Annotated in this window: 20 protein-coding genes; 12 read left to right on the forward strand and 8 right to left on the reverse strand. The window is 67.7% G+C overall.

The window, feature by feature from the left end; genetic code table 11:
* Positions 1 to 121 precede the first annotated feature (121 nt).
* Positions 122 to 670 (forward strand): peroxidase-related enzyme, encoded by a 549-nt coding sequence (locus C8D03_RS09665; protein ID WP_248308667.1) that lies wholly within the window; start codon positions 122 to 124, stop codon positions 668 to 670.
* A gap of 376 nt (positions 671 to 1,046) precedes the next feature.
* Positions 1,047 to 1,415, forward strand: a complete 369-nt coding sequence (locus C8D03_RS09670) for a DUF2794 domain-containing protein (protein WP_108046070.1) — start codon at positions 1,047 to 1,049, stop codon at positions 1,413 to 1,415.
* A 12-nt stretch (positions 1,416 to 1,427) separates the two neighbouring features.
* On the opposite strand, the gene C8D03_RS09675 is transcribed toward C8D03_RS09670, so the two are convergent.
* The 4 genes from C8D03_RS09675 to C8D03_RS09690 all read right to left on the reverse strand — a co-directional run bounded on the left by C8D03_RS09675 (position 1,428) and on the right by C8D03_RS09690 (position 6,367).
* Complete coding sequence (locus C8D03_RS09675) at positions 1,428 to 1,967, reverse strand: GNAT family N-acetyltransferase (RefSeq protein WP_108046071.1); 540 nt, start codon at positions 1,965 to 1,967, stop codon at positions 1,428 to 1,430.
* Between the two features lie 85 nt (positions 1,968 to 2,052).
* Positions 2,053 to 2,826 (reverse strand): Bax inhibitor-1/YccA family protein, encoded by a 774-nt coding sequence (locus tag C8D03_RS09680; RefSeq protein WP_108046072.1) that lies wholly within the window; start codon positions 2,824 to 2,826, stop codon positions 2,053 to 2,055.
* Positions 2,827 to 3,047: 221 nt separating this feature from the next.
* Positions 3,048 to 5,633 (reverse strand): ABC transporter permease, encoded by a 2,586-nt coding sequence (locus tag C8D03_RS09685; RefSeq protein ID WP_108046073.1) that lies wholly within the window; start codon positions 5,631 to 5,633, stop codon positions 3,048 to 3,050.
* Positions 5,634 to 5,635: 2 nt separating this feature from the next.
* Complete coding sequence (locus C8D03_RS09690) at positions 5,636 to 6,367, reverse strand: ABC transporter ATP-binding protein (protein ID WP_248308410.1); 732 nt, start codon at positions 6,365 to 6,367, stop codon at positions 5,636 to 5,638.
* Positions 6,368 to 6,541: 174 nt separating this feature from the next.
* Here C8D03_RS09690 and C8D03_RS09695 point away from each other — a divergent pair, with 174 nt between their 5' ends.
* From C8D03_RS09695 to C8D03_RS09710, 4 genes are all read left to right on the forward strand, one after another.
* The gene (locus C8D03_RS09695) at positions 6,542 to 7,138 is read left to right on the forward strand and encodes an arylesterase (RefSeq protein ID WP_248308411.1); all 597 of its coding nucleotides are present in this window, start codon (positions 6,542 to 6,544) and stop codon (positions 7,136 to 7,138) included.
* A gap of 81 nt (positions 7,139 to 7,219) precedes the next feature.
* Positions 7,220 to 8,275: an aldo/keto reductase gene (locus C8D03_RS09700; RefSeq protein ID WP_108046075.1), complete on the forward strand. Its 1,056-nt coding sequence runs from the start codon at positions 7,220 to 7,222 to the stop codon at positions 8,273 to 8,275.
* Positions 8,276 to 8,433: 158 nt separating this feature from the next.
* Positions 8,434 to 9,012, forward strand: coding sequence for an RNA 2',3'-cyclic phosphodiesterase (gene thpR, locus C8D03_RS09705; RefSeq protein WP_108046076.1), 579 nt, complete (start codon positions 8,434 to 8,436; stop codon positions 9,010 to 9,012).
* 2 nt (positions 9,013 to 9,014) lie between these two features.
* The gene (locus C8D03_RS09710; protein WP_108046077.1) at positions 9,015 to 9,305 is read left to right on the forward strand and encodes a 4a-hydroxytetrahydrobiopterin dehydratase; all 291 of its coding nucleotides are present in this window, start codon (positions 9,015 to 9,017) and stop codon (positions 9,303 to 9,305) included.
* 9 nt (positions 9,306 to 9,314) lie between these two features.
* Here C8D03_RS09710 and C8D03_RS09715 read toward each other — a convergent pair whose 3' ends face one another.
* Positions 9,315 to 10,070 carry an RluA family pseudouridine synthase gene (locus tag C8D03_RS09715; RefSeq protein ID WP_108046078.1) on the reverse strand — a complete coding sequence of 252 codons (756 nt, stop codon included), beginning with the start codon at positions 10,068 to 10,070 and terminating at the stop codon, positions 9,315 to 9,317.
* Between the two features lie 72 nt (positions 10,071 to 10,142).
* Between C8D03_RS09715 and ftsY the strand changes: the two genes are divergently transcribed.
* From ftsY to C8D03_RS09735, 4 genes are read left to right on the forward strand one after another with little or no spacing between them, the layout of a single operon-like run.
* Positions 10,143 to 11,315: a signal recognition particle-docking protein FtsY gene (ftsY, locus tag C8D03_RS09720; RefSeq protein WP_108051456.1), complete on the forward strand. Its 1,173-nt coding sequence runs from the start codon at positions 10,143 to 10,145 to the stop codon at positions 11,313 to 11,315.
* Positions 11,312 to 11,962 carry a septation protein A gene (locus C8D03_RS09725; RefSeq protein WP_248308412.1) on the forward strand — a complete coding sequence of 217 codons (651 nt, stop codon included), beginning with the start codon at positions 11,312 to 11,314 and terminating at the stop codon, positions 11,960 to 11,962. Before ftsY ends, C8D03_RS09725 begins: the two co-directional genes overlap by 4 nt.
* Positions 11,963 to 12,019: 57 nt before the next feature.
* A complete protein-coding gene (locus C8D03_RS09730) occupies positions 12,020 to 12,433 on the forward strand; it encodes an MbcA/ParS/Xre antitoxin family protein (protein WP_108046079.1) in 414 nt (137 codons plus the stop codon).
* Positions 12,430 to 13,167, forward strand: a complete 738-nt coding sequence (locus C8D03_RS09735; RefSeq protein WP_108046080.1) for an RES family NAD+ phosphorylase — start codon at positions 12,430 to 12,432, stop codon at positions 13,165 to 13,167. The genes C8D03_RS09730 and C8D03_RS09735 overlap by 4 nt, the downstream gene beginning before the upstream one ends.
* On the opposite strand, the gene C8D03_RS09740 is transcribed toward C8D03_RS09735, so the two are convergent.
* Entirely contained in the window at positions 13,164 to 13,391 is a 228-nt protein-coding gene (locus C8D03_RS09740; protein WP_108046081.1) for a toxin-antitoxin system YwqK family antitoxin, read from the reverse strand. The genes C8D03_RS09735 and C8D03_RS09740 overlap by 4 nt on opposite strands.
* Positions 13,392 to 13,401: 10 nt before the next feature.
* Positions 13,402 to 14,187 carry an SDR family NAD(P)-dependent oxidoreductase gene (locus C8D03_RS09745; protein ID WP_108046082.1) on the reverse strand — a complete coding sequence of 262 codons (786 nt, stop codon included), beginning with the start codon at positions 14,185 to 14,187 and terminating at the stop codon, positions 13,402 to 13,404.
* 197 nt (positions 14,188 to 14,384) lie between these two features.
* Here C8D03_RS09745 and C8D03_RS09750 point away from each other — a divergent pair, with 197 nt between their 5' ends.
* A complete protein-coding gene (locus tag C8D03_RS09750) occupies positions 14,385 to 14,759 on the forward strand; it encodes a YkvA family protein (RefSeq protein ID WP_108046083.1) in 375 nt (124 codons plus the stop codon).
* Between the two features lie 10 nt (positions 14,760 to 14,769).
* Here C8D03_RS09750 and C8D03_RS09755 read toward each other — a convergent pair whose 3' ends face one another.
* Positions 14,770 to 15,744: an NADPH:quinone oxidoreductase family protein gene (locus C8D03_RS09755; protein ID WP_108046084.1), complete on the reverse strand. Its 975-nt coding sequence runs from the start codon at positions 15,742 to 15,744 to the stop codon at positions 14,770 to 14,772.
* 213 nt (positions 15,745 to 15,957) lie between these two features.
* On the opposite strand from C8D03_RS09755, the gene C8D03_RS09760 reads away from it, so the two are divergent.
* Positions 15,958 to 16,566, forward strand: a complete 609-nt coding sequence (locus tag C8D03_RS09760) for an invasion associated locus B family protein (protein WP_248308413.1) — start codon at positions 15,958 to 15,960, stop codon at positions 16,564 to 16,566.
* Positions 16,567 to 16,724 lie beyond the last annotated feature (158 nt).

Raw genomic sequence — 16,724 nt, forward strand, 5'->3', positions numbered from 1 at the left:
CAATCTCGGCGCGGCGCAGGGCGACGACCCGGACGACACGACAGGACGTAACATGGCGACGAAACATGACAAACCGAAGCCCGGCGAGAAGCCGGCACGGCAGGATGCGGCGCCGCCTGCGATGGCGCTCGACCTGCCGCCCGGCGCGCTTTCGGCCGAGAATCAGGCCTATTTCGACAAATGCCTGGAGAAACTCGGCTTCGTGCCGAATGTGCTGGTCTGCTACGCGCATGACGACGCCAAGCTCTCGGCCTTTGCCGGCTTCTACAACGACCTGATGCTGGCGCCGTCCGGCCTGTCGAAGCTCGAGCGGGAGATGATCGCAGTCGCCGTCTCCAGTGTGAACCGCTGCTATTACTGCCTCACGGCCCATGGCGCGGCGGTGCGCCAGCTCTCGGAGGACCCGGTGCTGGGCGAGCTGATGGCGATGAACTACCGCGCGGCGGATCTCTCGCCGCGCCATCGCGCCATGCTCGATTTCGCGGTGAAGCTGACGGAGACGCCGCATCTCGTCGGCGAGGCCGACCGGGGCGCCCTGCGGACAGTGGGCTTCGCCGAGCGCGATCTCTGGGACGTGGCGGCGGTCGCTGCCTTCTTCAACATGTCGAACCGGATGGCGTCCGCGGTCGATATGCGGCCCAACCTCGACTATCACCGGCAGGTTCGCTGAGGCCGCGAGACGAGGCGCTGCCGAAAAGAAAAACGGCCGGCGCAGGCGCCAGCCGCTGAGTTGGCCTCGAACCGAATGGCCCGGCCCCACCACATCGCCGGGGGGCTGGGGGGCTGACAAACCGGAGACCGATGAAACCGGGCCGTCGAGGCAACGCAGCCATTCGAGCCAAGCAACAGGGCGGCGGCTTGGCCTGATCGGGGCGAAAATGCGGCGCGCCTGACGAAGCCGTGATATCGGCGGAGCGCTGTTTGCTCCCGGCGTGGCGAGCGCTCGCTGCGCCCTGGCCGGGATTGCTTGCCAGCGCAGCATCGCGAGCGCATCATCGGCTGCCACATATCAGGGCGGTCCCGAGGATCGCTGATCGGGAGGCGCAATGAGCGAAAGCGACACGCCGCAATCGCAGCCGATGGCCGGGGTGATCCCTTTCCCAGGGGCATCGAAACCGGCCGCAGTTACCTTCGACCGCCGTGAGCTTTCGGAACTGCTCAATCTCTACGGCCGGATGGTCGCCGCCGGGGAGTGGCGCGACTACGCCATCGATTTCCTCAAGGACCATGCCCAGTTCTCGGTCTATCGGCGCTCGTCCGAGGTGCCGCTGTACCGGATCGTCAAGGATCCGGCCCTGGCCAAGCGGCAGGGCGCCTATTCGGTGGTGGCAGCGACGGGCCTCGTGCTGAAGCGGGGCGCGGAGCTGTCGCGCGTGCTGCGCGTGCTCGACAAGAAGCTGAGCGTGGTGGGGTAGGGCCTCCCGCCGCTATGGCGTCGGCGGCACCTTGTCGCCCTCGCTCAGTTCCTTCTGCATCAGCACCTGGTCGAGCCAGCGGCCATGCTTGAAGCCGACCTTTTCGGCGATGCCGATCAGGCGAAAGCCGGCCCGCTCATGCAGGCAGCGCGAGCCGACCGAGGCGCCGTTGCCGTCGCCGATCACGGCGATCATCTGGCGGAAGCCGCGGGCGGTGCAGTCATCGATCAGGGCCGCGAGGAGCGCGCGTCCGACGCCTGCCCCCTGTGCTTCGGGCGCGATATAGATCGAGTTCTCGACGGTGGCGCGGTAGGCCGGGCGCGGACGATAGGCGCCGGCATAGGCATAACCGAGCAGCAGCCCGTCGCGTTCCGCCGCGAGATAGGGGTAACCGCCGGCGAGAACCGCTTCGAAGCGCCGCAGCAGTTCGGCCTCGTCCGGCGGCGCGATCTCCCAGGAGGCGGTACCGTTCAAAACGGCATCGCCATAGATGTGGGCGATGGCTGGGATATCGGCAGGAACGGCCGGGCGGATCGTGAGCGGCAGGGTCATGCAGGGATCATGATCCGGCGGCCGGCCAAAAGAAAAGCCCCGGCCTTGCGGCCGGGGCTCGTCGTGGATGCAGGGCGGAGGTCGCTCAGCGACGGTCGCCGAAGAGCTGCAGCAGCATCTGGAACATGTTGATGAAGTTCAGGTAGAGCGACAAGGCGCCGTTCACCGAGAGCTTCGCGGCCGATTCGGCGTCCATGTCCGAGGACAGGTACATTTCCTTCAAGCGCTGGGTATCCCAGGCGGTCAGGCCGGCGAAGACCAGCACGCCGATCGCCGAAATGGCGAAGGACAGTCCGCTGGACTGCAGGAACAGGTTGACCACCGAGGCGATCACGAGGCCGATCAGACCCATGATCAGGAACGAGCCCATGCCCGAGAGGGACTTCTTCGTGGTGTAGCCGGCGAGGCTCAGCGCGCCGAAGGCGGCGGCCGTGATGAAGAAGACCTGGGTGACCGACGCGCCGGTGAAGACGACGAAGATCGAGGACATCGAGACGCCCATCACCGCCGCGAAGGCGAAGAACATCAGGCGCGCCGAAGCCGAGCTCATATTCTCGGCCTTGAACGAGAAGAGCAGGATGAAGGCGAGCGGTGCCAGCATCACGACCCATTTCAGCGGGCTGGTGTAAAGCGCGACGCCGAGCGGCGTCAGGCCCGTGATCTTGCCATTGTCCGCGACGCCGGCAATCGCCAGCATCGAGATGCCGATCGCGGCGAGGCCGGTGATGGCCAGGCCGATCGTCATGTTGTTGTAGACGCCGAGCATGAACGAGCGCAGGCCCTGATCCATCTCGACGGCGCTGGTCTGCTGTGCGCGGCCGGCACCCCAGACTGGAGCATTGCGGTCGAAGTTGCTCATCGAGCGAGTTTCCCCTGACAGTGATTCCGAAGACCGGCCATCGCGTCAGGCGATGTCCTGTCGTCGCGCACAACCGTGGCGATGCCCGGAATATGAGGCGGTTTGCCGGTTCTTACAAGGGGCTCGCATGGTTAAGCGCCGGCCTTTATAGAAACGCGACACCGCGGCCATGCAAAGTTACACCTGTGTAATGTCTATCGCGAGTCGTTCATAGATAGTCATCATAAATTTCGCAGGTGAGAAGCCGGCGCTTTCGATAGTATTTTCAGCGTGCCGGCCAGCCCGAACAGGACGGTGACGCCGACAGCGGCAGTCGCGGCCAGTAACGCCCCGGTGGGGTCACTGACGAATTCGATCTTCATCACTTGGGTCACGACGCCCCAGCCGGCGAGAGCCCCCGCGACAACGCCGAACAGCGCCGAGACGAGGCCGATCGCCGCGTATTCGAGGGCGTACGACGAAAGTATAAAGCGGCGTGTCGCGCCGAGCGTCTTCAGGATCATCGCGTCGTATAGTCGCGCGCGCTGTCCGGCGGCCAAGGCCCCGCCCAGGACGAGCAGGCTCGCGGCGATGGCGAGGCCGGAGGCGCCGCGGATCGCGGTGGCGAGCTGGCCGACGATGGTGTTGATCGCCTCCAGCGCATCCTTGACCCGAACCGCCGTCACCGAGGGAAACTCGACGGCGAGCCGGCGCAGCAGGGCGGCATCGCTTCCGCCCGTCCCATCGGCGGCCGGAGTGATTGTCGCAAGGTTGGTATGGGGCGCGCCCGCGAAGGTATTGGGCGAGAACAGCATCACGAAGTTGATGCCGAGCGAGCGCCATTCGACCGCGCGTAGATTGGCGACGCGGGCGGTGATGTTGCGGCCAAGCACGTTGACGGTGAGCCTGTCGCCGATCTTCAGTCCGATGCCGGCGGCGTTCTGGGCGTCGAAGGAGACCAGCGGCTCGCCGCGATAGTCGGCCGGCCACCATTCGCCGACGGCGAGCTTGGAGCCCTCGGGAATTGTTTCCGCATAGGTGATGCCGCGGTCGCCATCGAGCACCCAGGCGGATTGCTCGGAGGCCTTGATGTCCTCGGCACGGACGTCGTTCACTGAGACGATGCGACCGCGCATCATCGGCACGCGGGCGAGCGTCGCGCCGGGGCGCTCCTGATGCAGGACCGCGTCGAAGCGGGCGGCGTCGGCATTGGGAATGTCGAGGAAGAAGAAGCTCGGCGCCTTCTGCGGCAGGGACTGAGTGAGCTGCCGGGTCAGGCTGGTGTCGATGAAGGCGAGCGCCGAGAGCAGGGCGACGCCCAAGCCCAGCGAGAGCACAAGCGAGGGCGTCAGTGCGCCGGGGCGGTAGCTGTTGGCCAGTGCCATGCGCAGCGAGGGGTTTTTCGGCCGCGGCATCTTGCGAGCCAGCGCCATCAATCCCGACGAGACACCGCGCAGCAGCAGGAAGATGCCGGTCATCACGCCGATATAGATCAGCGCGATGCGACGGTCATAGGCGAAGGCGAGCGCGACTCCGACGAGGCCGGCAAGCGCCAGAAGGCAGATGGCGATATAGATCGCGCGCGGACGGCGCGCATCGGGCTCGATCTGGTCGCGAAACAGCGCCGAGACCGGCACGTCATGGGCGCGGCCGAGCGGCAGGATGGCGAAGACCAGCGCCGTCAGCAGGCCGTAGAGCGCCGCGACGCCGAGTTCGCCCAGTGCGAGCGTCGGCTCGAACGGCACGGGCAGGACGGTCTTCAGTGCGGCGCCGAGCGCAAAGGGAGCGGCCGCGCCGAGCCCGAGGCCGATGGCAGTGCCGAGGCCCGCAACCAGCATGACCTCGGTGAGATGGATCGCCACGACGCGGCCGCCGGTGGCCCCGACTGCCTTCATCGTGGCGAAGTCGAGCTTCTTGGCCTCGACGAAGCGACGCACGGCATTGGCGACGCCGACGCCGCCGACAAGCAGGGCGGTCAGGCCGACCAGCGTCAGGAACTGGGTGAAGCGTTCGAGATTGCGCTGAAAGCCGGGATTGGCGTTGGCGCGGGAGCGGATCTCCCAGCCGGCATCGCGCTGCTCGGTTCCGGCGGCGGCAATCAACGTATCGAGCGCAGCATCGCTCGCGGCCTCGGGCGGCAGCGAGACGCGATAGGTCCAGCGCACCAGGCTGCCGGGTTGGAGCAGGCCGGTGGCGCGCAGCGCGTCCTGCGAGATCAGCAGGCGCGGACCGAAGCCGACGCCGGCGGCGATCTTGTCGGGTTCGGAGACGAGATTGGCGCGAAGCTGGATGCGGGCCTGGCCGAGCATGACGACGTCGCCGGGTTTCAGGTCGAGGCGGCCGAGCAGGACGGGATCGGCGACGGCTCCAAAGACACCGTCGCGGGCGGCGAGTAACCCGGCGATCGGTGCGCTGGGCTCGGTCAGCAGTTCGCCGATGCCGGGATAGCCCGCATCGACCGCCTTGATCTCGACCAGGGCCGCGCCCTTCTCGCCGGCATTCGCCATGCCGCGCATCGTCGCGATGGTGGAGACCGTGCCGCGGCCTGCAAGAAAGGCGAGCTCCGGGGGTGTCGCTTCGCGATGGATCAGGCTGAAGGCGGCGTCGCCGCCGAGGATGCGCCGGCCTTCGCGCGACAGGCCTTCGGTCAGGCCGCGCGAGGCGGAGGCAACGGCCGCGATCGTCATGACGCCGAGCGCGAGGCAGGCGATGAAGACGCCGAAGCCGCGCAGGCCGCCGCGCAGATCGCGCCAGGCGAGACGAAAGGCGAGGGCGGCGCCAGCGGCGCGGGATGGCGGCGCCGGAATGGGCTTGACGGTTCCGTGCATGCTCAGGCCACCGCCACGTCGTTACCGGCCGGGGCCTCGGCCTCGATGCGCCCGGCGCGCAGGCGCACGGTACGGTCGCAGAGCGCGGCCAGCGACAGGTCATGGGTGACCAAAATGAGAGTGGCGCCGCGCTCGCGCCGAAGGGCGAAGATCAGGTCGACGATCGAGCGGCCTGTGCTCTCGTCGAGATTGCCGGTGGGCTCGTCGGCGACGAGGATCGCGGGATCGGGCGCGACGGCACGGGCGATGGCGACACGCTGCTGCTCGCCGCCCGAGAGTTGGGCCGGGTAGTGGTCCATGCGCTCGCCGAGGCCGACATTGCGAAGCTCGGCTTCGGCGCGGGCGAAGGCGTCGCCGACGCCGGCCAGTTCCAGCGGCAGGGCCACGTTCTCGCGCGCCGTCATGGTCGGGACGAGGTGGAAGGACTGGAAGACGATGCCGATATGGCGGCCGCGGAAGACGGCGAGGCCGTCCTCGTCGAGCGCGCCGAGATCCTGGCCTGCGACCTTGACGATGCCGGCATCGGGGCGCTCCAGCCCGGCCATCGTCATCAGCAGGGTCGACTTGCCCGAGCCGGAGGGACCAACCAGTCCCGTCGCCTCGCCGGCAGCCAGGGACAAAGAAACGCCCTTGAGGATATGGACGCGGGCGGCCGCACGCCCCAAACTAAGCTCGACATCCCGCAATTCGATCGCCGGCTTCTCCGTCGGTGGGACGCGCAGTTCGCTCATCATCCAATGATCCTGACTTCGATATCCATCAGCGTCCCTGCTCGCACGCGATCGCGGCCCGAGCGGGGCAAGCCGCCTTTGCGCCGCCTAGAGCGCCGATATGGGCGTGCTGGCGCGCTTGTCCAATCTCTCGGCGCCGCTTTTCTGTTCTGCTGCGCGCTGCTCCCGGTTGCGACCATGGCCCAGACATCGACGCCCGTGCCGGCGCGCACCCTGAAACTCGTCGCGCTCGGCGACAGTTTGACAGCCGGCTACAACCTGCCGGGCAGCGCCGCTTTTCCGCCGGTTCTCGAGCAAGCGCTGCGCCAGAAGGGCATCGCTGTCGAAATCGTGAATGCCGGTGTTTCCGGCGATACGGTCCAGGGCGGGCTCGAGCGGCTCGACTGGTCGGTGGCGGAGGGGACCGACGGCGTCATCGTCGAGCTCGGCGCCAATGACGCTCTGCGCGGGCTTGATCCGGCGACGACGCGCAAGGGGCTGGAGGCGATCATCACGCGGCTCAAGGCACGCGGCATTCCCGTGCTGCTCGCTGGCATGTATGCGCCGCGCAATCTCGGCGCGGATTATGCAGCGCGCTTCGATGCAATTTACCCCGAGCTTGCGAAAAGCCACGGGCTGGTGCTTTACCCGTTCTTCCTGGAGGGCATCGCGGGCGACCGCGCGCTCAACCAGCCCGATCTGCTCCATCCCACGGCCGAGGGCGTGCGCGTCATCGTCCGCACCATCCTTCCCACGGTCGAGCGTTTCCTCGCGACGCTGCCGGCCAAACCCTGACGGCCACCCGGCCCGAGGGACCGCTTCCCGCCATCTGCTGACTGCGCGCCTTTCGCCCGCTGCTTCCGGAGTTGCATCGCCATGGAATACCGCCGCCTCGGGCGCACCGACCTGAAGGTCTCGGTGATCTGCCTTGGAACCATGACCTATGGCGAGCAGAACACGGAAGCCGAGGGCCATGAGCAGATGGACTACGCGCTCGACCAGGGCGTGAACTTCTTCGACACGGCCGAACTCTACTCGATCCCGCCCAAGGCAGAGACGCAGGGCTCGACCGAGCGCATCGTCGGAAGCTGGTTCAAGGCGCGCGGCAACCGCGACAAGGTCATCCTCGCCTCGAAGATTTGCGGGCGCGGCGTCAACACCTGGTTCCGCGACGACAAGAGCCCGACGCGCGTCACCCGCAAGCAGATCACCGAGGCGGTCGACAATAGCCTGAAGCGGCTGCAGACCGACTATATCGATCTCTACCAGATCCATTTTCCCGAGCGGCCGATGCCGTGGGGCTCGAATCCGACGCGGTTCTCAAGGGCCGCCTTCGAGAAGCCCGAAGACGAGACCCCGATCGCCGAGCAGCTCGACGCCTTCGCCGAGATCGTGAAGGCGGGCAAGATCCGCCATCTTGGCCTCTCCAACGAAAGCGCCTGGGGCACGATGAGCTTCGTGCGCGATTCCGAGACGCGCGGCGGGCCCCGTGTCCAGTCGATCCAGAACGCCTACAGCCTGATCAACCGTACCTTCGAGACGGCGCTGGCCGAGGTCGCCATCCGCGAGGATGTCGGGCTGCTGGCCTATTCGCCGCTCGGACAGGGCTTCCTGACCGGCAAATATCTCGACGGCGCGCAGCCGGCGGGGGCCCGGACCACGCTGTTCAACCGCGGCCAGCGCTACCAGACCGCCGGTGCCGAGGCGGCGATCAAGCGCTACATCGCTGTTGCCCGCGAGGCCGGTCTCGACCCCGCGCAGATGGCCCTGGCCTTCGTCAATTCACGCTCCTTCGTCACCGCCACCATCATCGGCGCGACGAAAATGGAGCAGCTCCGGACCGACATCGCCTCGATCGGCGTGACGCTGCCGCCCGAGCTGGAAGCGAAGATCGACGCGATCCACCAGTTGGTCGGCAATCCCTGCCCCTGAAGCAGGCGTCATTCTCGGGCATGTCCCGGGAATCTCTCGTGGGAGATGGTCGGGTCAAGCCCGACCATGACGGCCACGGCCGCGGTGCCGCCCAAGAAGGCGGCCCCTGCCCTGCTTTTCGTCTCGCCAGAGTCACAAAAAACTGGCACTGATTCGTCATGCCGAGGCTGTTCACAGCTCTGGAGATTCCCGCCGAGGTCGCCTCGGTGCTGACGCTGCACCGGGGCGGGCTGGCCGGGGCACGCTGGATCGATCCGGCCGATTTTCACATCACGCTGCGCTTCCTCGGCGATGTCGACCGGCGCATGGCGAACGATCTCGACGCGTTCCTGGCGGATATCCGCAACTACCCCTTCGAGGTGACGCTCGATGCGCTCGGCAGCTTCGGCGGCGACAAGCCGCGCGCGGTGTTTGCGCGTGTGCAGCCGAGCCCGGGGCTGAGCGAGCTTCAGGCCGATCTGGAGCGGATGATGCGCCGGCTCGGACTGCCGCCGGAGGGGCGCAAATTCGTGCCGCATGTCACGCTCGCCCGACTGCGCGACGCCTCGCCCGTCGATGTGGCGCATTATCTCAGCCTGCATCCGATCGTCCGTCCGATCACCTTCACGGCGCGGCGGCTCGCGCTGATGTCGTCGCGCGATTCGGTCGGCGGCGGCCCCTATGTGCTGGAGGCGGCCTATCCGCTCGGGCCATCCTACCCGAACCGGCCGCTGCGGGGCGAATTCCAGCGGAGATGACGATGCCCAAGCGACTCGGTCCCGATGCCCGCAACGAGGTGCTGACGACGCTGACCGGCTGGAAGCTGGTCGAGGGTCGCGAGGCCATCGCCAAGCGCTTCGTCTTCCGCGATTTCAGCGAGGCTTTCGGCTGGATGACACGGGTCGCGCTCCTGGCCGAGACGATGGACCACCATCCGGAATGGTCGAATGTCTATCGCATGGTCGAGGTCACGCTCTCGACACATGACGCCGGCGGGCTGACCGAGCTCGACGTCAAGCTCGCCCGCGCCATGGATGCGATCGCGGGCTGAAAGCCGCCATCACGGCGCCGCGGCGGCCGGAGTCCAGCCGCAGGCGCGCAGGGCCGCTTCCATATGAGGCGGGGGCGGCGCTTCGACACGGATCGGCGGCTTCTTGCGATAGAGCGGGACGGTGACGGCGCGGGCGTGGAGCTGCAGGCCCGGGCCGCCCTCGCGCGGAGCGTCGCCATAGATCTCGTCGCCCAGCATCGGCCAGCCCGAGGCCGCGCAATGCACCCGCAACTGATGCGTCCGGCCGGTCAGCGGTTCGAGTTCGAGCCAGGCGAGCGGGCCGGCCTCGCTCGTGCCGCGCCCCATCACGCGGTAGCGCGTCTGCGAGGGCAGGCCGTCGGGATCGACCTTCATCCACCAGCCCCGGTCGGGCGCGCGCTTGCCCAGCGGCAGGTCGATCAGGCCCTCCTCGGTGGCCGGGCTGCCCTGCACGATCGCCCAATAGGTCTTGTCGATCTTGCCTTCGCGAAACATCTGGTTGAGTTCAGCCATGGCGCGGGGATGGCGGCCGAGGATCAGGCAGCCGGAGGTGTCCTTGTCGAGCCGGTGGGCCGCTTCCGGCCGGCGCGGCAGGCCGAAGCGCAGGGCGTCGAGATGGTCCGTTAGGACAGGAATGACGCGGCGCTTCGCCTGCGGCCCGCGATGCGAGGGCAGGCCGGCCGGTTTGTCGATGACCAGCATCATCGCGTCGCGATAGAGCAGCGGGAACGGCAGCGGCGGCCCGTCACGCGGTTGCGAAATCTCTGGTCGGTCGGGCGCTGTCATGGCATTGCGCTAGCGAAGGCCACCGTGCGGCGCAAGCGGGAGCCGCTCTGCGGCGAGGCCACGGGAAGAGTGATGAGCGAGAACGAACCGAGGAAGCGCGGCTTCTTTTCGAGATTGTTCGGCAGTGAGCCGGAGCCTGCGACGCCCGTGCCGGCCACGCCTGCGGAGGCACCGCCCGAGGCGCCGCTCGAAGATGCACCGATCGCGCCGGAACTGCTGAGCGGTGAGGCGACGCCGCTGCCGATCGCGCTGCCGGAGCCCGCTCCCGTCCAGGCCGCGCCGGTGATGGCGCCGCCCACGGTTGCGGCGCCCGAGCCGAAGCGGAGCTGGTGGCGCCGGCTGACGGAAGGCCTGTCGCGGACGTCGTCCGCCCTGACGACGGGCATCACCGACCTCTTCACCAAGCGCAAGCTCGATGCCGGCACGCTGGAGGATCTCGAGGACATCCTGATCCAGGCCGATCTCGGCATCGCCACCGCAGCCCGCATCGCCAAGGCGGTCGGCGAGGGGCGCTACGACAAGCAAATAGAGCCCTCCGAGGTGAAGGCGATCCTAGCCCGCGAGGTCGAGGCGATCCTGACGCCGGTGGCGCTGCCGCTTTCAGTCGACGCCACGAAAAAGCCCTTCGTGATCCTGATGGTCGGGGTCAACGGCTCGGGCAAGACGACGACGATCGGCAAGCTCGCGGCCAAGTTCCGGGCCGAGGGCAAATCCGTGATGCTCGCTGCCGGCGATACCTTCCGGGCCGCGGCGATCGAGCAGCTCAAGGTCTGGGGCGAGCGTACCGGGGCCGAGGTCGTTTCGGGGAATCAGGGTGCGGATGCTTCGGGGCTCGCCTTCGAGGCGCTGCAGAGGGCGAAGGCCGCGGGAACGGATGTGCTGCTGGTCGATACGGCCGGGCGGCTGCAGAACAAGACGGGGCTGATGGACGAACTCGCCAAGGTGGTCCGCGTGATCCGCAAGCTCGATCCGGAGGCGCCCCATGCGGCGCTGCTGGTGCTGGACGCGACGGTCGGCCAGAATGCCGTCAGCCAGGTCGAGGCCTTCCGCGACACGGCCGGAGTCACCGGGCTGGTGATGACCAAGCTCGACGGCACGGCGCGCGGCGGCATCCTGGTGGCACTGGCGGCGAAATTCGGGCTGCCGGTGCATTTCATCGGAGTCGGCGAGGGCGTCGAGGATCTCGAGCCCTTCTCGGCGCAGGATTTTGCGCGGGCCGTGGCTGGACTGGGAGAAGCAGCGTGACGAGCGATAGCGGAGCCGAGACGGCCGAGGCCGTGGCGGAGAAGGTCCTCCAGAAGCGCAGCGTCAACCCGCTGCTCAAGCTCGCGCTCGAATTCGGGCCGCTGGCGATCTTCTTCTTCGCCAATTCCTATGGCGACCGGCTGTTCGGCGTGGCGCCGGACCGGCGCATCTTCGTCGCCACCGGCATCTTCATCGCTGCTTCGCTGCTGGCGCTCGCGGCCTCGCGCATCCTGATGGGCTATCTGCCGCGCATGGCGATCGTGAATGCGGTCGTGGTGTCGGTGTTCGGAGGGCTCACGATCCTGCTCGACGACGCCTTCTTCATCAAGGTCAAGCCGACCATCGTGAACACGCTGTTTGGCTGCATCCTGCTGGGCGGGCTCTGGTTCGGCCGCTCGTTGCTGGCGCTGGTGCTGGAAACGGTGCTGCAGCTCGACGAGGAGGGCTGGCGCAGGCTGACCCTGCGCTGGGGGCTGTTTTTCTTCGTGCTGGCGGCGCTGAACGAGATCGTCTGGCGCACGCAGACGCAGGATTTCTGGGTCGCCTTCAAGGTCTGGGGCGTGATGCCGCTGACCATGCTGTTTGCGCTGGCGCAGACGCCGCTGATCCTGAAGCACGAGATCAGGCCAGCGAAGGTCGCCGAATAGAGCGATCTTGCCATTTGGCGTTATCCATCCCATTTTATGCCAAATGGGGAGCGCGGTGTGAATTCCTTGCTGCAGGTCGACACGACGGTGCGCGAGTTCGCTCCGGAGCCGATCACAGACGCCGAGGCGGCGGCGATGTTTCGTGCCGCCGTCAACCTGTTCCGGCTCTGGCGCCTGACCGACGAGCAGGCCGCGACGCTGCTGGATCTGCCGCCGCGAAGCTACAGCCGCTGGAAGGCCGGCCAGATCGGCCGCATCTCGCGCGACGGCAAGGCGCGGCTCTCCAACCTCATGGGCATCCACAAGGCGCTGCGCATCGTCTTCCGCGAGCCGCAGCGCGGCTATGACTGGATCCAGGCGGCGAATGCGGTCTTCGCGGGCCGTTCCGCGCTGGAGGTCATGCTCGGCGGCGAACTGACCGATCTGATGCGTGTCAGGCGCTATCTCGACGACGAGCGAGGGGCCTGGTGATCGATCCCGCGGGGCTTCCCGTTGCCGCGATCGGCTGGCGGGGCGCGGTCCGGATCATCCGCAGCGTGTTTCCGCCGATCGACCTGTTCGAGGATATCGCCGATCCGGCCGACTGGCCGCTTCTGCTTGCCGCAGAACAGAAGACCAATCCGCGGCTGATGGCGGCGGTCGGCCGTCTCGATCTCGTTCCTCCGGAGCGTCGCGTGGCCGGACCGGGCGCGAGCTGGCTGATGGCGCCCTTCACCCATGTCAGCCCCGACCGGCCGAGCCGTTTCTCCGCCGGGCGTTTCGGCGTGCTCTACGCCGGCGACAGCTTCGGGGTGGCGCTGTTCGAGACGGTGCATCACCACGCCCGCTTCATGGCCGCGACGAAGCAGCCGCCGGGCTGGACCTCCCAGTTCCGCGAAATCCTGATCGATGTCGAAGCGCGGCTGCATGACCTGCGCGGGCCGGAGGTGATTGCTACCGCGATCCTTGCCCCGAGCGATTATGCGGCGAGCCAAGCCTTGGGCGCCACCTTGCGCGCGGTTGGCTCCGACGGCGTGGTCTATCCGAGCGTGCGGCATCCGGGCGGCCAATGTGTCGGGCTGTTCTATCCCGATGGTGCGGGAAATCCGATGCAGGGGCGTCATCTCGACTATCACTGGAACGGCGAGCGCGTGGATCTCTACCGCGATCGCAGCGCCGATGTCGTCTATCGCATCGTGCAGGAGGATGATGGCGTGGGCGGCTAGCGCGTCCTCGTCCGCATCCTCGTGACCTTGTAGGGCTCGCCCTTCGCGTCATAGGTCGTCCATTCGCCGACCTGCTCGCCCTTGTCGAAATGGCCGGAGCGGAGTTTCGTGCCGTCCTTGCGGAACCATTCCCAATAGCCGGTGGGAACATCGTCCAGGGTCTGGCCCCTGGCCCAGAGGCTGCCGTCCTTGTGCCGCTTCTCGAACGGGATCGCCTCCGCCACCGCTGCCTCCCTATTTCGGCGCCATGCGCAGGGCGCCGTCGAGCCGGATCGCACTGCCGTTTAACATGTCGTTCTCGACGATGCTCCGGACCAGCGCCGCATACTCCGACGGCTTGCCGAGACGCGAGGGGTGCGGCACCGAGACCGCCAGTGAGGCGCGCGCCTCCTCGGGCAGACCGTCGAACATCGGTGTCTCGAACAGGCCGGGCATGATCGTCATGACGCGGATGCCGAACGTCGCAAGCTCGCGCGCGATCGGCAGCGTCATGCCGGCGACGCCGGCCTTCGAGGCGGCATAGGCCGCCTGGCCGATCTGGCCGTCCTCGGCCGCGATCGAGGCGGTGCAGATGAAGACGCCGCGGCCGCCATCCGTGGTGACCGGGTCGAGCCCGGCCAGCGCCGCGGCCGATTTCGCGATCATCCGGAACGTCCCGGTCAGGTTGATCGCGACGGCCTTCTCGAAGAACGCCGTATCGTGCGCGACGAGCTCGCCGGTCTCGCGCTTCTTCGAGACGATGCGGCGGCCGGGCGCGATGCCGGCGCAATTGACCAGGACTCGGGCAACGCCATGGGCGGCGCGGGCCGTGGCCAGCGCCTGATCCACCGAGGTTTCGCTGGTCACGTCGCAGGCGACGAAGAGCCCGCCGAACTCGGCAGCGACCTTTTCGCCGCGCTCGGCATTGAGATCGAACAGCGCGACCCGGGCGCCCTGGCCGGCCAGCATGCGCGCGGTCGCCTCGCCGAGACCGGAGGCGCCGCCGGTGACGATGGCGGCGGTGGAGGAATCGAGCTGCATCGGCGCGTCCTGATCTTGGAGGGGTCTGGGAAGCGTTTAAGGCTCCGCCCCGGCGGCTCCAAGCCGGATTCTTTGCACGCCGGCATTGGTGGGCCTCTTGTGCGGTGTTTCTTGCGGGGCCACATCTTTCGACATTGCTGGCCGGCTCCCGAGCCCGGATCATGCAGCCAGGACCACCCGCCCTGAGGAGGGGCAGCATGAGCGACGGTTTCACCTCCCGCTTCACCACCGAGGAGATGGCGGCGATCCGCAAGAGCCTGCGGGACGAGGCGCGCTTCGGCTCGGAGTTCCTTGCCCGGCTGAAGCGCGTGGCGAAGCGGATTCCGTTCGCGGAGGATCTGCTGGCGGCCTGGATCTGCGCCCGCGATCCGGCGACGCCGCGACGCGTCCGGCTGACGCTGCTGGCGGCTCTGGGCTATTTCGTGCTGCCGATCGACGCCATACCCGACATCATGCCGATCCTCGGTTTCACCGACGATGCGGCGGTGATTGCGGCCGCGCTGGCGGCGGTGGCCGGATCGATCACGGTCGAGCACCGCGAGAAGGCGAAGCAGTCGCTGGCGGAGCTTTGATCGGGATGCCTCAGAGCGTCAGCACGACCTTGCCCTTGGCTTTGCGGTCGGCGATCAGCGCATAGGCTTCGGTCCAGCGCTCCAGTGGGATTTCCGCGTGGACATGGGCACGGATATGGCCGCCCGCAGCCCAGTCCAGCAGCCGCTCCATGTTGCGGCGCTGCGCCGCAGGCTCGCGCCGGACGAAGTCCCCCCAGAACACGCCGCGCAGGTCGCAGCCCTTCAACAGCAGCAGGTTGAGCGGGATTTTCGGAATGGCGCCACCGGCGAAGCCGACGACGAGATAACGCCCCTCCCAGGCCATGGATCGGACGGCGGGCTCGGCGAGATCGCCGCCGACGGTGTCATAGAGGACGTCGACGCCGCGTCCTTCCGTCAGGCGGCGCAGTCCGGCCCGGATGTCATGGGCCGTATAATCGAGTTCCTCCTGCGCGCCATGTTCGCGAGCGAGCGCGAGCTTGTCGGCCGAGGAGGCGCAGGCGATGACATGGGCCCCCAGCAGCGCCCCGATCTCGACTGCGGCGAGCCCGGCACCGCCTGCGGCGCCGAGGATCGCGAGCGTCTCGCCCCCTTTCAGCCCGGCGCGCTGGATCAGCCCGTGCATCGCGGTGCCATAGGTGACGAAGAGCCCGGCCGCCTGCGCGAGCTCGAGCCCGACCGGCACCCTGACGGCGCTTTCGGCTGGCACGACGACAAGCTCGCGTGCCGCGCCATAGCCGAGCCAGGCAGCGACGCGGTCGCCGATCTGCCAGCCGGCCACGCCCTCGCCAATCGCGGCGACCGTTCCCGCGCATTCGGCCGAGGGCGAGAAGGGCAGGGCCGGCTTGGTCTGGTAGCGGTTTTCGATGATGAGCGTGTCGAAGAAGTTCAGAGCCGCAGCCCGGACCGCGATCGCGATTTCGCCGGGGCCGGGCTGCGGCTCTGGCAGATCCCGGATGACCAGCATCTCCGCCGGGCCGTGGCTTTCGCAGAGCAGTGCCTTCATCGTCCCGTCACCCGTCGCGGCCCGGTCCAAAGTCGCAGGTTCGTGGAGCAGACTGTGCCATGCGTCCGTGGTGAACGAAACCGCCAGATCACCAGCGCGGCATTCGCATTTTCGCCAGGATCGTGACACTCTATGCGCCCTGCCTCGGCGATCCCGCCCGCTCAGCCGGGTGGTAAAGGCAGTGTTAAGAATTTTAATGACTGATGGCGGTCCATGAATATCTCGTCCTTCCCTGCCGGCGTCACCGCCTCGCTCCGTCCGACATTCGTGCTCGCCCTGCTGGCCGGCTGCGTGGGCCTTGCCCTCGCCCCGGTGACTGCCCTGGCGCAGCAGCGGGCTCGCCCTGCCGCAGCCGCGGCAACCCCCGCAGCCTCCGGCCAGGGCCAGGCGATGCTGCTGGAGACCGCCGGCAAATGGCAGGCCTTCTCCTCGCAGCAGGGCCGCGCCAAGGTCTGCTACGCGCTGTCGAAGGCTGAGAGCCGGCTTCCGGCCAATCTCAAGGATGTCGAGGGTCTGCTCTTCGTCGCGACGCGCCCGACCGAGGGCGTGCGCAACGAGATCAGTTTCGTGCTGAACTTCGACCTCAAGGAAGACGTCGAGCATCAGGCGACGATCGGGAGCGAGCGCTTCGCGCTGGTCGCGAAGGGGCAGAACATGTGGCTCAAGAATCCCGCCGAGGAGCCACGCATGCTCGATGCACTGCGCAAGGGCTCCGCGCTCGAGATCAAGGGCACGTCCAAGCGCGGTAATCCGACCGCCGACAAATACTCGCTGTCGGGGATGAACCAGGCAGTCAAACGCGCCGAAGACGCCTGCAAATAGGACGCGCGCTGGAACGCGCGAGCATGGCCGTCTGACGCGACGGCCTGCGCTTCCGGTGCTCACGGACTGTAGTCCGCTCCGCTCCGGTTCTCGTCCGTCACGCTAGCCGGCTGACGCTCACGAATTCCATCTGCGGTCCTGCGTTGTGCAATTCGCCG

Source organism: Bosea sp. 124 (assembly GCF_003046175.1).
Classification (GTDB): domain Bacteria; phylum Pseudomonadota; class Alphaproteobacteria; order Rhizobiales; family Beijerinckiaceae; genus Allobosea.

Bases quoted from the DNA above. Each gene is read 5' to 3' on its own strand.
- C8D03_RS09665 (WP_248308667.1), top strand. From the start codon at position 122: ATGGCGCTCGACCTGCCGCCCGGCGCGCTTTCGGCCGAGAATCAGGCC.
- C8D03_RS09670 (WP_108046070.1), top strand. From the start codon at position 1,047: ATGAGCGAAAGCGACACGCCGCAATCGCAGCCGATGGCCGGGGTGATC.
- C8D03_RS09675 (WP_108046071.1), bottom strand. From the start codon at position 1,967: ATGACCCTGCCGCTCACGATCCGCCCGGCCGTTCCTGCCGATATCCCA.
- C8D03_RS09680 (WP_108046072.1), bottom strand. From the start codon at position 2,826: ATGAGCAACTTCGACCGCAATGCTCCAGTCTGGGGTGCCGGCCGCGCA.
- C8D03_RS09685 (WP_108046073.1), bottom strand. From the start codon at position 5,633: ATGCACGGAACCGTCAAGCCCATTCCGGCGCCGCCATCCCGCGCCGCT.
- C8D03_RS09690 (WP_248308410.1), bottom strand. From the start codon at position 6,367: ATGATGAGCGAACTGCGCGTCCCACCGACGGAGAAGCCGGCGATCGAA.
- C8D03_RS09695 (WP_248308411.1), top strand. From the start codon at position 6,542: ATGGCCCAGACATCGACGCCCGTGCCGGCGCGCACCCTGAAACTCGTC.
- C8D03_RS09700 (WP_108046075.1), top strand. From the start codon at position 7,220: ATGGAATACCGCCGCCTCGGGCGCACCGACCTGAAGGTCTCGGTGATC.
- thpR (WP_108046076.1), top strand. From the start codon at position 8,434: ATGCCGAGGCTGTTCACAGCTCTGGAGATTCCCGCCGAGGTCGCCTCG.
- C8D03_RS09710 (WP_108046077.1), top strand. From the start codon at position 9,015: ATGCCCAAGCGACTCGGTCCCGATGCCCGCAACGAGGTGCTGACGACG.
- C8D03_RS09715 (WP_108046078.1), bottom strand. From the start codon at position 10,070: ATGACAGCGCCCGACCGACCAGAGATTTCGCAACCGCGTGACGGGCCG.
- ftsY (WP_108051456.1), top strand. From the start codon at position 10,143: ATGAGCGAGAACGAACCGAGGAAGCGCGGCTTCTTTTCGAGATTGTTC.
- C8D03_RS09745 (WP_108046082.1), bottom strand. From the start codon at position 14,187: ATGCAGCTCGATTCCTCCACCGCCGCCATCGTCACCGGCGGCGCCTCC.
- C8D03_RS09750 (WP_108046083.1), top strand. From the start codon at position 14,385: ATGAGCGACGGTTTCACCTCCCGCTTCACCACCGAGGAGATGGCGGCG.
- C8D03_RS09755 (WP_108046084.1), bottom strand. From the start codon at position 15,744: ATGAAGGCACTGCTCTGCGAAAGCCACGGCCCGGCGGAGATGCTGGTC.
- C8D03_RS09760 (WP_248308413.1), top strand. From the start codon at position 15,958: ATGAATATCTCGTCCTTCCCTGCCGGCGTCACCGCCTCGCTCCGTCCG.